General features: G+C 54.4%; 13 protein-coding genes. 8 read left to right on the plus strand and 5 right to left on the minus strand.

The annotated features are described in order from the left end of the window. Nucleotides 1-51: 51 nt before the first annotated feature. Complete coding sequence (tsaD, locus tag TH5_RS10905) at nucleotides 52-1,110, minus strand: tRNA (adenosine(37)-N6)-threonylcarbamoyltransferase complex transferase subunit TsaD (RefSeq protein ID WP_114121888.1); 1,059 nt, start codon at nucleotides 1,108-1,110, stop codon at nucleotides 52-54. Nucleotides 1,111-1,373: 263 nt separating this feature from the next. Between tsaD and hemC the strand changes: the two genes are divergently transcribed. Both hemC and TH5_RS10915 read left to right on the plus strand, forming a co-directional pair. After that, complete coding sequence (gene hemC / locus TH5_RS10910) at nucleotides 1,374-2,327, plus strand: hydroxymethylbilane synthase (RefSeq protein ID WP_114121889.1); 954 nt, start codon at nucleotides 1,374-1,376, stop codon at nucleotides 2,325-2,327. Then, nucleotides 2,275-3,090: a uroporphyrinogen-III synthase gene (locus TH5_RS10915; protein WP_244204882.1), complete on the plus strand. Its 816-nt coding sequence runs from the start codon at nucleotides 2,275-2,277 to the stop codon at nucleotides 3,088-3,090. The genes hemC and TH5_RS10915 overlap by 53 nt, the downstream gene beginning before the upstream one ends. Nucleotides 3,091-3,268: 178 nt before the next feature. On the opposite strand, the gene TH5_RS25990 is transcribed toward TH5_RS10915, so the two are convergent. Continuing rightward, nucleotides 3,269-3,415 carry a hypothetical protein gene (locus TH5_RS25990; protein WP_244204883.1) on the minus strand — a complete coding sequence of 49 codons (147 nt, stop codon included), beginning with the start codon at nucleotides 3,413-3,415 and terminating at the stop codon, nucleotides 3,269-3,271. 163 nt (nucleotides 3,416-3,578) lie between these two features. Between TH5_RS25990 and TH5_RS10920 the strand changes: the two genes are divergently transcribed. After that, nucleotides 3,579-4,679, plus strand: a complete 1,101-nt coding sequence (locus TH5_RS10920; RefSeq protein ID WP_244204884.1) for a COG4223 family protein — start codon at nucleotides 3,579-3,581, stop codon at nucleotides 4,677-4,679. Further along, nucleotides 4,676-6,106 carry a heme biosynthesis protein HemY gene (locus TH5_RS10925; protein WP_114121891.1) on the plus strand — a complete coding sequence of 477 codons (1,431 nt, stop codon included), beginning with the start codon at nucleotides 4,676-4,678 and terminating at the stop codon, nucleotides 6,104-6,106. The genes TH5_RS10920 and TH5_RS10925 overlap by 4 nt, the downstream gene beginning before the upstream one ends. Nucleotides 6,107-6,196: 90 nt before the next feature. Here the strand turns inward: TH5_RS10925 and purH are convergent, their stop codons facing one another. Continuing rightward, on the minus strand, nucleotides 6,197-7,774 hold the full coding sequence (purH, locus tag TH5_RS10930) for a bifunctional phosphoribosylaminoimidazolecarboxamide formyltransferase/IMP cyclohydrolase (RefSeq protein ID WP_114121892.1): 1,578 nt from the start codon (nucleotides 7,772-7,774) through the stop codon (nucleotides 6,197-6,199). A 287-nt stretch (nucleotides 7,775-8,061) separates the two neighbouring features. Further along, nucleotides 8,062-10,020, minus strand: a complete 1,959-nt coding sequence (locus TH5_RS10935) for a polysaccharide biosynthesis protein (protein WP_114121893.1) — start codon at nucleotides 10,018-10,020, stop codon at nucleotides 8,062-8,064. A 370-nt stretch (nucleotides 10,021-10,390) separates the two neighbouring features. Between TH5_RS10935 and TH5_RS10940 the strand changes: the two genes are divergently transcribed. The 4 genes from TH5_RS10940 to TH5_RS10955 all read left to right on the plus strand — a co-directional run bounded on the left by TH5_RS10940 (nucleotide 10,391) and on the right by TH5_RS10955 (nucleotide 15,321). Further along, nucleotides 10,391-11,728, plus strand: coding sequence for an RsmB/NOP family class I SAM-dependent RNA methyltransferase (locus TH5_RS10940; protein ID WP_114121894.1), 1,338 nt, complete (start codon nucleotides 10,391-10,393; stop codon nucleotides 11,726-11,728). 126 nt (nucleotides 11,729-11,854) lie between these two features. Further along, the gene (rpe, locus tag TH5_RS10945) at nucleotides 11,855-12,523 is read left to right on the plus strand and encodes a ribulose-phosphate 3-epimerase (RefSeq protein ID WP_114121939.1); all 669 of its coding nucleotides are present in this window, start codon (nucleotides 11,855-11,857) and stop codon (nucleotides 12,521-12,523) included. A gap of 177 nt (nucleotides 12,524-12,700) precedes the next feature. Beyond that, entirely contained in the window at nucleotides 12,701-15,013 is a 2,313-nt protein-coding gene (locus tag TH5_RS10950; RefSeq protein WP_114121895.1) for an FdhF/YdeP family oxidoreductase, read from the plus strand. Then, nucleotides 15,010-15,321: a hypothetical protein gene (locus TH5_RS10955; protein ID WP_114121896.1), complete on the plus strand. Its 312-nt coding sequence runs from the start codon at nucleotides 15,010-15,012 to the stop codon at nucleotides 15,319-15,321. Before TH5_RS10950 ends, TH5_RS10955 begins: the two co-directional genes overlap by 4 nt. 8 nt (nucleotides 15,322-15,329) lie before the next feature. Here TH5_RS10955 and TH5_RS25790 read toward each other — a convergent pair whose 3' ends face one another. Further along, nucleotides 15,330-15,590, minus strand: coding sequence for a DUF1674 domain-containing protein (locus TH5_RS25790; RefSeq protein WP_062950403.1), 261 nt, complete (start codon nucleotides 15,588-15,590; stop codon nucleotides 15,330-15,332). Between the last annotated feature and the right edge of the window lie 56 nt (nucleotides 15,591-15,646).

Raw genomic sequence — 15,646 nt, forward strand, 5'->3', positions numbered from 1 at the left:
TCTTTTCGACCCCGATAATAAATATTCGAACAGTTTGGCGTTTGGAAAAGATCAGGCTTTCACGCCCGCACCCGGACGTTTTGGTGCCTCCGGATCAAGCGGCCAACGCGGGCGCGGCTTGAAATCAAGATCATCATGCTGCCCTAAACGAAACCGTTCCAACCCGGCCCATGCAATCATCGCTGCGTTGTCGGTGCATAATTCCAATGGGGGCGCCACCAATGTCATGCCTGCCTGATCGGTCAATTCCGTCAAACGGGTCCGCAAATATTTGTTTGCCGCAACCCCACCGGCAAGCACCAAAGTCTTGCCCGTCGGATAATCACGCATAAACTCGAAAATTGCGTTTCGTGTGCGATCAATAAGCGTGTCACCGACTGCCCGCTGAAACGATGCCGCCAGATCAGCTTTGACTTCAGCAGTTTGTTGTTCGATCGGGAACCCGTCCAGATAGGTACGGACCGCAGTTTTAAGACCCGAAAACGAAAAATCACAGCCCGGACGACCGCGCAACGGACGTGGCAGACCGAAACGATCCGGGTTCCCGGATTCTGCCGTTTTCTCAAGCGCGGGACCGCCCGGATAACCAAGTCCCATCATTTTCGCGGTTTTATCGAATGCTTCACCCACCGCGTCATCAATCGTCGTCCCGATCCGCTTGTATTGACCAACACCTTCAACGATCAGGACCTGACAATGCCCCCCGGAAACCAGCAACAGCAAGTAAGGAAATGCAACATCATCGGTAAGACGTACGGTAAGAGCATGACCTTCAAGGTGATTGACGGCCAGAAACGGCTTCTGCGTGGCAAAGGCAATCGCCTTGGCGGTCATGGCCCCCACCATCACCCCACCAATCAGACCGGGGCCGCCTGTACAGGCCACGGCATCAAGATCGGCAAAATCAACACCCGCATCATCCATCGCTTCGGCGACAAGACGGTCAAGATGTTCAAGATGCGCGCGTGCCGCAATTTCCGGAACAACACCACCGTAAGGACGATGATCGTCAAGCTGCGAAAGCACCCTGTTGGACATAACCTCGCGCTTGTCATTCACGACAGCTGCCGCCGTTTCATCACAACTGGTTTCGATACCCAATACGATCATTTCTTGCAAATCCGGCAATAAGTCGCGTCAGATTGACGCATCCTGTGTGGGAAAACTGTGGCAGTGATGTAGCCTAAACAGCACCCGCTTTCCACCCCAAGGCAATGCATTTGCCCTATGCAGGAAAAGCGTCAGAGAAAAAACACTACCACATAAGTCAATGAAACAGGGACATTCATCATTATAATCCGATCCGGTTTGGGTAAGGTGGCATGCGCTACCGCCCTTGTTTTCAATCGGTTTTATGACTACAACTCGGGCTCATGACAAACACATCTGATACCGTAAAACTCCGCATCGGCACACGTGGCTCTCCCCTGGCGATGGCTCAGGCGCATGAAGTCCGCGACAAGCTTGCGAAAGCGCATCCCGAACTCGCCGCCGAAGGCGCGATTGCCATTACCGTTATTACAACGACGGGCGACAAGATTCTTGATCGCGCATTGTCGGAAATCGGTGGCAAGGGGTTGTTCACCAAGGAAATCGATGATGCCCTGATGGGCGGCGAGATTGATCTTGCTGTTCACAGTATGAAGGATGTGCCGACGGTGCTGCCAGATGGCATGATTTTGCCAACGATCCTGCCGCGCGAAGACGTGCGCGATGCGTTTATTTCTCTGAAATACAAAAGCTTTGCCGAAATGCCTGCGGGATCGGTGATCGGGTCGGCATCGTTACGCCGTCAGGCCATGATCCTGAACAAATATCCCGACCTCAAGGTCGTGACGTTCCGCGGCAATGTCCAGACCCGTCTTCGCAAACTTGAAGAAGGACAGGTAGATGCCACGCTGCTCGCGATGGCCGGGCTGAACCGACTTGGCCGGCCGGAGGTCGCAACCGCCCCGATTTCAGAAGACGACATGCTGCCTGCTGTCGCTCAGGGGGCGATAGGTATTACCATCCGGGAAAATGACACCCAGACGCTTGACTGGCTTTCGGCACTTAACTGCCCGGCTTCTGCCATCTGCGTCACGGCCGAACGCGCTGCGTTGCGTGCGTTGGACGGTTCATGTCGCACGCCTATTGCCGCCCTTGCCGAATATCTGCCTGATGGCAAGATGCGTTTGCGGGTCAGCATTGTACGACCGGATGGCAGCGAACGGCTTGATACCGAAAGGCTGATTGATAAGCCTGATTTGACGAGTGCCGCCACCGCCGGAACCGATGCAGGTAACGAACTTAAAAAGCGTGGTGGACCGGACTTTATTACCAGCTAGATCCGGCATGCGCGATTTGGAGGTCTTGGACAGGGACGATATGGGACCACTGATCCTGAATACCCGACCGAAATCAGATTCGCAGGAACTTGAAGCCGCGCTGCTGGAGCGCGGCTATCGCATGCTTTCGGCCCCCATGTTGCGCATTGAATTTCCATCGCATGCAGACGGCCTTGATCTGGTCGGCGTACAAGCGTTGATCTTTACCTCGGCCAACGGGGTACGTGCCTTTGCAAAACAGTGCGACAAAAGACATTATCCGGTGCTCTGTGTTGGCGACGCCACCGCGCGGATGGCGCGCCAGGCCGGTTTTGCCGACATCCACAGCGCAGATGGTGATATCGAAGATCTGGCGCGATTGATTGGTGATCAAATTGACCCGGCAAAAGGGGGCCTTTTCCATCCCGCGGCCCGCAAGGTTGCCGGTGATCTTGGTTCACTTTTGAAAGACCGTGGCTTCAATATTCGACGCCAAACCGTCTATGATGCCACGCCCTCCGATCACCTGCCCAACGATGTCATAACAGCAATTTCTGCGCATCATATTGATGCAGTTTTATTTTTCTCTCCCCGCACGGCAGAAAGCTTTGTTAAGCTGATTGAAAGACACAAGCTGGAAAAAGATCTGGTCGGTACAAGTGCAATTTGTCTTAGTTCTGCGGTGAAAGATCGCCTTGGCGTCCTTACATGGCATAAGACAGAAGTGGCAAAACACCCGACACAGGAATACCTTCTTTCGGCACTAGAGAACGCTTTCGCCTGACTTTCCGCGCCAAGTGGTGTCTCGGAACAACCGCAAACTGCAATGGTCCGATCGTGAAAAAACCAGAAACGCCAAAATCCGACGCTTCCGCAAAACCGGCCGAGACAAAAGCCGACTCGTCCGAAACCATTTCGATAGACAGTAAAGGCAACGCAAACCTTGCCAAAAACTCTGCCGATCAGAAATCGGGAACGACGCCCAATGCAGCAGAAAATGCGAAACCTGCATCTGCCTCAAACACTGATGCGAACAGCACCACAAACACAGACAAAACAAAGTCAGACACCAAACCCGCAAGCGCAAAGCCCGAAATCAAACCGGGCATGAGTCAAAAGTCAGCTTCTGATAAAAATGTCGCGGACAAAGCTAGGCCGGCAGCAAAAAAACGGGGTGGCAGTGCCATTCTTTTGTTTGTGCTTATTATAGCCGGTGCGCTGGTAATCGGGTGGCTCACGCGTGCCCTTTGGTGGCGTGATGCGGAACCTATATTGAACCAGTATGTTCCGGCCGAAATTCTTTCCGAAATCACCCCTGAGGGCATGGCGGAATCCACACCCGTTGCTGCCACCACAGATGAAGCGGCAACTGACAGCACGTCTCGATCTACGTCGGCAAACAACGACACAGACACATCCGGCACCTCGCCAGGCGCCCCGGAGCGGGACGACGCGATGATCGGCAATGAAGATGGCCTGGCGCAACAACCCGACAATATACCCTCGGCCAGCACTGGCAATTCGACAGGTACGGACGAAGGTACAGTGGTTGTCGATCCTGCTTTGACCGAAAGACTGTCCCGTCTCGAAGGTACGATCAATGCCCTGCGCGAAAGGCTCAATAGTGAACGCAGCGATACGCTGAACAATACTGTTGCCAGACGAATGGCAGAGATCGAAACCCGCACGGCTCCGATTGAGGAACTGGCAAGAGTTGAATCCGAACTGTCGGGTGTTGCTGCCGAAATGCGTGATCTTTCGGCGCGCCTCTCCACCATGGAGGAAGAAGTTCGAGCAACCGCCGGACTGCGTGTTGAAAGCCGCGGGCAGGCCATAGCCATGGCCGTCACGCTCCTTCGCGATGCGTTGCAACGCGGTGGGCCGTTCATGATTGCACTTAACCAACTGGAACGCAGCGGATCCGATGATCCGGTTATTGCGGAACAGATTGCTGCGTTAAAACCACTCGCAGACCATGGCGCACCAACAATTGAAAAACTGCGCCAATCTTTCCCTGCAATGGCACAACAGGCGGTACAAGCAGCAAGCGATGACCATTCCGGCAGTATTCTTGCAGCAACCTGGGCAAATATCAAAAAGCTGATCCCGGTTCGACGTGTTGATGTCGCAGGCGAAGCTTCACTTGATGGACGTCTGGTGACTGCCGAGGCTGCTCTTGAAAGCGACGATCTTGATGCCGCTATTGCCGCTCTGGATGGTGTCGAAGGCGAAAACGCAAAAGCTGCTATTGCTGAATGGCTGGAAGATGCCAAAAGCCGTCAGCTTCTGAACCGCGCAATTGCCACACTCAGTGCTCATGCGATCAATCTTCTGACAGGCGATGAGTCCCTCAGTGCGGGGGATAGCCAATGATACGTCTTGGCCTGTTTATTCTGATCACCATCATTCTCGTCACCTGTACCGTCTGGTTTGCCAATAACCCAGGCACCATGACGATTGTATGGCTGGGCTACCGGTTTGATGGGTCCATCGGCATGGTTGCTCTTGGCCTGTTGGCGCTGACAGGGCTTTTGGTCATTCTCTGGCGCTGCTGGTCGGCAATTGCAAATTCACCAAACTGGCTTGGTCGCATTCTGGGCAGCCGACGCCGGAAGAAGGGTCAACAGGCCTTGACCATGGGATTGCTCGAACTGGCATCGGGGGACGTGCGACAGGCGCTAAAACACACCCGTGCTGTTGACCGGTATCTTGAAGATGACACCCTGACCCGACTTCTGACGGCACAAGCCGCAGAACTGGATGGCAACAATGATGCCGCCAAGCGTCAGTTTGAAGCCATGCTGGAAAAACCTGACTCTGCCTTCTTTGGATTGCGGGGATTGCTCCAACTGTCACTGAAATCCGGCAATCGATCCGAAGCACTTGATTATGCAGAACGCGCCCACCGCCTGCGCCCGCGCAACCCGTCAGTTCTGATAACATTATTTGATCTTTTGCTTGGGGCCAAACGCTGGGATCGGGCGCTTACGCTTTTGGTCGATGCCCAAAAAGCTGATATCTTCAACGAAGATGAACTGGCCCGTCGCCGAGCACTTCTGATTACTGCCAAGGCTGAAGACGCAATAGCCAGCGGCGAAAATGCGGAAGCTGTCAAACTTCTGCGCAAGGCGTTGAATGCCCGTCCGAACTTTACCGGTGCGGCAGTTCTTCTGGCGCAGCTTTATGCTGATATTGATCAGGCTGCAAAGGCTCGCGAGATTGCCCTGCAAAGCTGGCGCACATCACCATCAGCCGCACTTGGCAAAATTTATCTGACCAACCTTTCCGGAGATGCCCTGGCCAAGGTCAAAGGCGTCGAGAAGCTGATTGCAACCAATCCTGACCATGTGGAAAGCCAGCTTTTGATCGCCGAAGCTGCCCTTGATGCCGATTTGTGGGGTATGGCACGCAACAATCTGGAAAAGGCCATCGCTCAAAAGGCACAGGCACGTCATTACCGGATGTTAGCCGATCTGGAATTCCGCGAGAAGAAAGATACCACCAAGGCACGTGAATTGTTGGTAAAAGCAAGCCACGCCAATCCTGATCCGGGCTGGCGGTGTGGTGCATGTGGCGCGGAAACGGATAAATGGGCCGTTACCTGTCCGTCCTGTCATTCATTTGGCAGCATTGACTGGCGTGCACCAGTACGGGTTCACAATAACGAACCTTCATCTGATCCGCACAAACCGAAAGAACCCGCTGCGATCCGGCAGGATGGCGCAATCATTGACAATCCCGATCCGGCAGACACGGAAATCGCTGGTAAAAATCGCAATCAGCCGTCACCAGTAGTCTGATCGCAAAACCGAACCGCGGAACATAACCGAACGTAAAAGGCCGCAGACAATTTCGTCTGCGGCCTTTTTCTTGTGATTGTCTAGTTCGGATCAATGACGGAAATGACGCATGCCAGTAAAGACCATGGCAATGTCATGTTCATCGGCCGCGGAAATGACTTCTTCGTCACGCATGGAGCCACCCGGCTGGATCACGGCGGTTGCCCCGGCCTTGACCGCTGCCAGAAGGCCATCGGCAAACGGGAAGAATGCATCAGACGAAACCACCGAACCCTTGGTACGCAGTTCGTCTTCACCAGCATTCTTGCCAGCTTCTTCTGCTTTCCATGCCGCAATGCGCGAGCTGTCAACACGGCTCATCTGACCGGCACCAACACCAACGGTCTTGCCGTCTTTGACATAGACAATGGCGTTTGATTTGACGTGCTTGCCAACGCGGAAGGCAAACAGCAGATCATCAAGCTCTGCCTCGGTTGGCTTGCGCTTGGTGACGACTTTAAGCTCGTCACGCTTTACACGACCGGCATCACGGTTCTGAAGAAGATAACCACCTGCAAGCGAACGAAGCGTCATGTCTTCGCCTTCCGGGTCGGCCATGCCACCGGTAACCAGCAGACGAAGGTTTTTCTTTGCCGCCAGAACTTCCTTGGCCGCGTCATCGGCATCCGGGCAAATCACGACTTCTGCAAACAGCTTGGCGATTTCTTCGGCAGTGGCCTTATCAAGGGTACGGTTAACCGCGATGATGCCACCAAAGGCCGAAACAGGATCGCAAGACAGCGCCTTGTTATAGGCTTCAATCAGGGTTTCCCCCTCCGCAACGCCGCAGGGATTGGCATGTTTGATGATCGCAACAGCCGGTTTTTCATCAAACTCGGATACCAGTTCGAACGCCGCGTCGGTGTCGTTCAGGTTGTTGAACGACAGTTCTTTGCCCTGAAGCTGGGTTGCGGTTGCCACACCCGGGCGGTTCTTGCCATTGGTGTAGAATGCCGCCTGCTGATGTGGGTTTTCACCGTAACGCAGGGTCTGTTTCAGTTCGGCGGAAACATTCAGGCGCTGCGGGAAGGTTTCACCAAGCTGACCGGCAAACCAGCTGGAAATGGCAGAATCATAGGCACCCGTCCGGGCAAACGCCTTGGCCGCCAGAATGCGGCGGGTTTCTGCCGCCGTGGCACCGGCATTGTCTTTCATCTCGACAACAATGCGGTCGTAGTCAGAGGGATCGACAACGACCGTCACCGATTCATGGTTCTTGGCCGCAGAACGGATCATGCTCGGTCCGCCGATATCGATATTTTCGATGCAGGTATCGAAATCGGCCCCCTTGGCAACGGTTTCTTCGAACGGATAAAGGTTCACACAGACCAGATCAATCGGCGAAATGTCGTTGTCTTCCATCGCCTTCATGTGGCTGGAAAGAGAACGGCGGCCCAGAAGGCCGCCGTGAATCTTCGGATGAAGAGTCTTGACGCGACCATCCATGATTTCGGGAAAACCGGTGTGATCAGCAACTTCCTTTACAGGAATACCAGCAGCTTCGATGGCCTTGGCAGAACCACCGGTAGACAGGATTTCAACACCCTGTTCATGAAGAGATTTGGCAAATTCGACCAGACCGGTCTTGTCGGAAACGGAGATCAGCGCGCGCGCAATACGAGCAGTCATCGGGTTCGCTTTCAATACATCGTCAATGATGAAGGCCCCGGACCCATTGATGATATATCGGCCTACTCCGTATCGCTACTGGTGCATACGGCGTAATGACGTTTGCGGGCAATCGGCTTTATGATGAATGAAAACCAATGATTTTCATTCGGGCCGACACATGATCAATGAGTCCGAACCATGTTTCGCGCGGAGCTTTATCATGCACGCGCCAAAATGTGGACCCCGAAATGTTGCATGGCCGCAGGCCAGACCGCGCAGATGTCCGCGCAAGATCCATTATCAGATCACTGACCGCTTGCTGCCTTATCCAGTTTTTCGGGTTCGCTCTTGGCAAAGAAGGATTTCACGCCAATTTCTGGCGGTTGAAATTCCGGAACAAGACGGCTCATCAATTCCAGGGTCTTGTGCGTATCACGGCTTGCAGCACTTTCACCGAGTTCCTCGAACACCTGTTTGATCAAGGCATAATCAACAACACGTGGGGCTGCCAACATAACGCCATCGGTTTCAGTCGGTTCGGGCGGTTCACCGTCATGAAACAGTTCTTCATAAAGCTTCTCTCCCGGGCGCAAGCCTGTGACCTTGATGTCGATGTCCTTGCCTGGCCGCAAACCCGATAGCAGGATCATCTGACGCGCCAGATCGATGATCTTCACCGGTCGTCCCATATCAAGAACGAAAATCTTGCCGCCCTCTGTAACGCCATGTTTACCAAGCTCGGCAGCCTGCAAAACAAGCTCGACTGCTTCGGCAATCGTCATGAAGTAGCGCGTGATGCCTTCGTCCGTTACGGTCAGCGGACCACCAGCCTCCAGCTGGCGACGGAACAATGGTACCACCGACCCTGTCGACCCCAGAACATTACCAAACCGGACAGTCACAAACCGCGTCGGCCCACGCTGATCCGCTGGCAAAGTTTCAAGCGCCTGACAATAACATTCTGCCAGACGTTTTGACGCGCCCATGACATTCGCCGGGTTTACGGCCTTGTCCGTTGAAATCAGAACCATAGTACCCACACCGGTCGAACGGCAGGCTTCTGCAACATTTCGGGTACCAAGTGTATTGGTCAGAATGCCTTCATTGGGATTATGCTCGACCAAAGGCACATGTTTATAGGCTGCGGCATGGAAAACGATTTCAGGTTGCTGCTCGGCAAAAACCTGTTCAATGCGGGTCCGGTCACGGACATCACCCAAAATGCTCTCACGCGGAATATTCGGATATTTTTCCGCCATTTCCATGTCGATGGCATAAAGATTGTATTCTCCCGCATCCAGCAGAGTAAGGCTTGCAGGGCCATAGGCAGAAATCTGTCGAACGAGTTCCGATCCGATCGAGCCACCAGCGCCTGTCACCAGGACTCGCCGTCCGGCAATCATCTGACGGACCTTGTCACGATCAAGTCGGGCCTGCGGCCGACCCAGCAAATCTTCAATCGCAACCGGACGGATTTGCAGCGGATCGGCAAGCCCCTCACGCAAGTCACTCAGCTTCGGCAGGCGCGCCAGGGTCATACCGTGCTGATCAGCAATTTCGACCCATTTGGTGATGTCATCATGACGCAATGCATCACCGGTTAAAACCAGACGGCGCGGCAAACCACGTTTGCTTTTCGCAAGCTTTCCCAAAGCCTCTTCGAGCTTGTCTGCGGTCGCCAGCACATCAATGCCATGCATATTCCGCCCGACACGGCTATCGGTCAGGGAAACAATACCGATAACGTCAAACGGGGTGTTCGCCGACCGAAACGTTTCACGTATAAATGCCTCGGCCTCGTCTCCGGCTCCGATCAAAAGGACCGGCACACGATGGGTTCCTTGTCGCACCATCGCACGAGCGGTCGTCTTGTCCTTCGCAACCCGGTAAATCAGCCTTGACCCACCAAGCATCGCCATCAACAGGAACCATTGAATAATCGGCGTTGATCGCGGCAACCATTCAAGCCTGGCGGTAAGAAACAGCACCAAAAACAGGACACCAACAGCAACCGTTACCGCCTTGGCAATCCGCATGAGATCATTCAGTGATGCATAGCGCCAGATGCCACGGTAAAGTCCGAAAACCCAGAATGTAATTGCGGCGATGACGGTAAAAACCGATACTGAAAACAGGATGTTCTGCGGATTGTAAAAAACCACACCTTCTCCGACCCGCAGATACAACGCTGCCGGCAACGAAATTGCCGCCATCGTCACATCATGGACAAAGGCAATATAGCTACGTTGAAATAAACGCGACATGCGGTCCCTAGAAGGAATTCTTGTGTGGTTCATAATACCCGCAAGCCTTTGGTACGGGAACGGCTTTTCTTTTCGCGTCCACTCTGTGACAAGTCAAGCTATCCTAACAAACCATAACTTTCATAATGAACTGGCCCCCTGTGGAAACGCTAAAACCATGGTGCTGGGCATTCCTTGCGAACCAACATTGAATATCTCTTTCGAATGATCCGTCTGGATTACCGGCCACCTCTCTACATCGCAAGGTTTTTCAATGTCGTTGAAAAACACCAAGCAGGCCAGCCATGCCGGAAATCCTGCGGTTAAGTGCTTTACAGCCCTATCAAGGGCGCTTACTTACAAGCCATAACCCGAAACTGGAGATAACCTTTTGACAGAACGCCGCGCTCGCACGGATAACCGCCATACTCAACCGGCCGATCTTCCCGATCCGCGGATGCTGGCGCTCAAAACCCTGCAGGAACTGCGCGGAGGCGAAGTCACACTGGACGAACTTCTTTCAAAACATGGATATGGTTTGCCGTCACTTGATCGCAATTTTTTGCGTCAATTGCTTGGCACCACACTGCGTCATCTGGGCGAAATCGATGCGATTCTGGCCCCGCGTTATCAGGCACCGCAGGATCGTGGGGCTGCACGGCTGACCAACATCCTGCGTCTGGGCGTGGCCCAGCTGTTTTTCATGGAAACATCGGATTACGGTGCAGTCGATAGCACGGTAAATCTGACCCGTGACGCGGGTTTGCATAAATATGTAAAGCTGGTCAATGCAGTACTGCGTGGCCTGCAGCGCGATGGCTTTGAATGGCCGGAAAATGTCGAAGCCTGGCAACTTAACGTCCCCGCATGGCTGCGCGGCTCCTGGAAAAAGGCCTATGGGGCCGAAATTGCACAAGGCATCGCCGAAGCCAGTCTGGATTACGCCATGCTTGATCTCTCCATAAAGGATCAGGCGGAAGCCGCCGACTGGGCCGAACAGATGGATGGCATGGTTCTGCCGACCGGCACAGTCCGCCTCGAAAGCGGTCGCCGTATTCGCGACCTTCCGGGCTATAAAGACGGAAAATGGTGGGTTCAGGATGCCGCGGCCTCCATCCCGGCCAAGCTGTTTTCGGCCTATGAAGGCAAAACCATTTATGACCTTTGCGCCGCACCGGGTGGCAAGACGATGCAACTGGCATCCAAGGGTGCCAATGCGATTGCGGTCGACAAGTCCGAGGGTCGCCTGAAACGCGTATTTGAGAATCTTGAGCGAATAGAACTTGGTGCCGCGATTGTTACCGGCGATGCCACCGATCTGGCACCCGATACGCCGCGTGCCGATGCGGTTCTGCTTGATGCCCCCTGTTCGGCAACCGGCACCATTCGCCGCCATCCCGATATCCTGTTGCGTCAGAACGACAAACTGATGCGATCGCTTTTGCCGATCCAGACCAAGCTGCTTAATCAGGCCGACAAGCTTCTGAATGTTGGGGGCGAGCTGATCTATTGCACCTGCTCGCTTCAGCCGGAAGAAGGCGAACATCAGGTCAAATCCTTCCTGGCCGATCATCCCAATTACGAACGAAAACCGATTACCGCCGACGAACTCGGTGGTTGGAGTGAGGCCATCAACGAGGCCGGTGAATTGCGCATTCTACCGCTATATATGCAGGAATACGGTGGAATTGATGGCTTCTTCTGTGCTCGACTGGTCAAGAAATCCTGATCAGGCCCTGCCCCGGAACATGACAGGGCTGCCATTCGCGCCGCTTGGGTGACAGGACCGCGTTTTTGGGGTATGAGAACCGCGAAATTCCCATATCCCAACCCGCTTCAGGACCTTTGCCGCGCCATGACCGCATCAAACGCCATTAAAATCGCACCTTCGATCCTTTCCGCCGATTTCGCCCAGCTGGGTGTTGACGTCCGCGCGGTTGATGCCGCCGGGGCGGATTACATCCATATCGATGTCATGGACGGTCATTACGTGCCCAACATCACCATCGGCCCGGATGTGGTCAAGGCACTGCGCCCGCATAGCGACAAGGTGTTTGACGTTCACCTGATGATCGCACCGGTCGATCCCTATATCGAAGCTTTCGCGAATGCCGGTTCCGACATCATCACCATCCATGCCGAAGCAGGCCCGCACCTGCATCGTTCGCTGCAACTGATCAAATCGCTGGGCAAAAAAGCCGGTGTATCGCTGAACCCGTCAACGCCGGAAAGCGTGATCGAATATGTCATGGACATGGTTGACCTTGTTCTGGTCATGACCGTGAACCCAGGCTTTGGCGGCCAGAAATTCATTCCAAGCCAGCTTGAGAAAATCAAACGCATCCGCAAGATGATTGAAGCGACCGGCCGCGATATCGACCTTGAAGTCGATGGCGGCGTGAACCCGGAAATCGCCCCGCAGGTGATCGCAGCCGGCGCAAACGTTCTGGTTGCCGGATCGGCAACCTTCAAAGGCGGCCCGTCGGAATATGCCAACAATATCAAGGCAATCCGCGGCGCATAATCTGCCTTTACAGCATTGCTAAAAACGGCTCGGGGCCGGAACCATCCATTGGTTCCGGCCCCGAATGCATTTTGAACACATTCAAATCATCGCCCGATCTGTTTGATAAATTTTTTCTATCACCCCATTAGGTCTGCATACTTGACCTAATTTCCGATCTGGCAAATAGATGCCGACATGAACGAAATATTTATTGGAAAAAAATCATCGGCCGCTGGTGGCTGGGGTGCGCTGAAAAGTTGCGGTAAGCAATTATTGCAAAGCGGCAGTCCCCTGACCGGTGCACGCACGATGCTTAAGGCCAATCAGCCTGACGGTTTTGATTGCCCGGGTTGTGCTTGGGGCGATCCCGAGCACGGGTCATCCTTTGAATTTTGCGAAAACGGCGTCAAAGCCGTTTCCTGGGAAGCGACCGAAAAGCGGGCGACACCGGCATTCTTTGCCAAGCATACCGTAACCGAACTCCGCAAACTGAGCGATTACGAGCTGGAACTGAACGGCCGCATCACCCATCCGATGCGCTATGACCGTCAAAGCGATACCTATCAGCCGGTCGCATGGGAAGATGCCTTTGCCGAGATTGGTGACATCCTCAAAGGATTGGATAGCCCCGATCAGGCCGAGTTTTATACATCAGGCCGTGCCAGTAACGAGGCAGCTTATCTCTATCAGCTCTTTGTGCGCATCTTTGGCACCAACAATTTCCCTGATTGTTCAAACATGTGCCACGAAGCAAGCGGCGTTGGTTTGCGTCAGGCAATCGGCGTGGGCAAAGGTACGGTCCTTCTTGAGGATTTCGAAAAGGCCGATGCCATTTTCGTCCTTGGGCAGAATCCGGGTACCAATCATCCGCGCATGCTGGTCGATTTGCGCCGGGCGGCAATGCGTGGTGCAAAGATCGTGGTCTTTAACCCGATCAGGGAACGCGGGCTTGAACGGTTTTCCGACCCGCAGGACAAACTTGAAATGCTGCATGGCGGTTCGACCGAAATCGCCAGCCACTATTTCCAACCCTGCCTGGGTGGGGATATGGCCGCCGTCCGGGGTATGAGCAAAGCGATCTTTGCCGCTGATGACGAAGCCACCGCCAAGGGCGCGCCATCTGTGCTTGATCACGCCTTCCTCAATGAGCATTGCGACGGACTGCGCGAATACCGGACCGCGGTCAATGCCACCAGCTGGTCGGAAATCGAAGACCAGTCGGGCCTGAGCCGACAGGAGATCGAGCAGGCGGCCGCTGTCTATCTGTCTTCTGAACGTGTCATTTGCACCTGGGCGATGGGTATTACCCAGCACCTTCATTCCGTGCCAACCATTCGTGAAATTGCCAACTTCATGTTCCTGCGCGGCAATATCGGCAAACCGGGCGCTGGTTTGTGTCCGGTGCGCGGACATTCAAATGTGCAGGGCGACCGCACGGTGGGCATCAATGAAAAACCATCCGACGCCTTCCTTGATGCTTTGGAAAAGGAATTCGGTTTCACGGCTCCGCGCAATCACGGTCACAATGTTCTGGCTGCCATCGGTGCGATGCTTGATGGCAGTGCCAAGGCCTTTATCGGGTTGGGCGGGAACTTTGCCCGTGCGACCCCTGATAGCGCCCTTGTCGAAAAGGCGATGAAAAGCCTTCGTCTCACCGTCAATATCGCGACCAAACCCAATCATTCGCATCTAATGCCCGGGGAAACGGCCTTTATCCTTCCCTGTCTGGGCCGGACCGAGATTGACCTTAATTCCCAAGGTCAGTCACAGGTGGTCAGTGTCGAAGATTCAATGAGCATGGTGCACGGATCGGCGGGTATTAACCACCCGGCATCGCCGCATCTTCTGTCCGAGGTTGCGATTGTCGCTGGCATTGCCGAGGCAACGGTTGGCAGCAGCGTGGTATCCTGGGCCAGCCTTGCCGATGATTACGAACGCATCCGCAGCCATATCGAAGCAACCATTCCGGGCTTTGCCGATTACAACACGCGCCTTCGCAAGCCACGTGGTTTCCATCTGCGCAATGATGCCGCCCATCGGGAATGGAACACCCCAAGCGGCAAGGCAACATTTGCCAGTACCGCCCTGCCCCGTCAGACGGTCCACCAACAGGCCCGTCAGAACCAGAAGGCCGATGGCGGCAGATCGCAATTTGCCTTGCAGACATTCCGGTCACACGACCAGTACAATACGACCGTTTACGGCCTTGATGATCGCTATCGCGGGGTTTACGGCGAACGCAAGGTCATCTTTATCCATCCCGATGATCTGGCCATGCTGAATGCCCGGTCCGGCGACCGTGTTGACGTAATTTGCGAATATGATGACGGGATCGAACGGATCGCCAATGATTTCCGGTTTGTGTCCTATGACATTCCGCGCGGCAGTGTGGCGGGCTATTACCCGGAACTGAACGTTCTGGTGCCGCTTGGCAGTGCCGGTGATCAAAGTGACACACCGACATCCAAATCGATCATGGTGTCATTTCGCACGGAAAAATCCGCGTGAGTGCCCCACTCCAAAATCATGGGGAAAAAGATAACGCACCAGATGCAGCACATTTTCTGCATCTGGTCGAGCGCATCTTGGCCAGCAACCCGGAACTCAGTCCGGTTCAGGGGGCAATTCTGGTCGCCGCCCGACAGGATATCGCCCGTGACAGCAAAACATTCGCCCGATTGTTCGGGATGGCCCACGCAATCGTTCTGCGTGAACTAAATGCACTTATCCAGACAACCGGGCTTGTGACCCAGACAAAACGCGACACCCGCACATTGCGCACGCATTATCAGCCGACATCCTTATCCGACGTATAAGGTCGATCTTAAAAATCGATGCAGCGGCCCTTGTTTTCCCAATCGCCAAAACGGGTTGGCTCGGGGCCTTTGGGCCCCCCGATTTCGCGCGCCTTGGCAGCAGCTTCCTTGGCTGCCTTTGCTTCGGCCAGTGCATTGATCGCATCCTGTGACAGAACAGGTGCCATGTCTGCACCGGCAATGGCTTCGTTCTTTTCTTCCGAGGTTTTCGGTTCGGCCTTTTCTTTTGGCACCTCGTGAATGACGGTCTCGCGGAACTTTCCGGCCATCCTTGTTCTCCGGTTGTCGGGGGCTGCCCGATTGAACTGTTATCCCAGAAATAGCC

The sequence above is a fragment of the Thalassospira xianhensis MCCC 1A02616 genome (assembly GCF_003326475.1).
Taxonomy (GTDB): Bacteria; Pseudomonadota; Alphaproteobacteria; order Rhodospirillales; family Thalassospiraceae; genus Thalassospira; species Thalassospira xianhensis.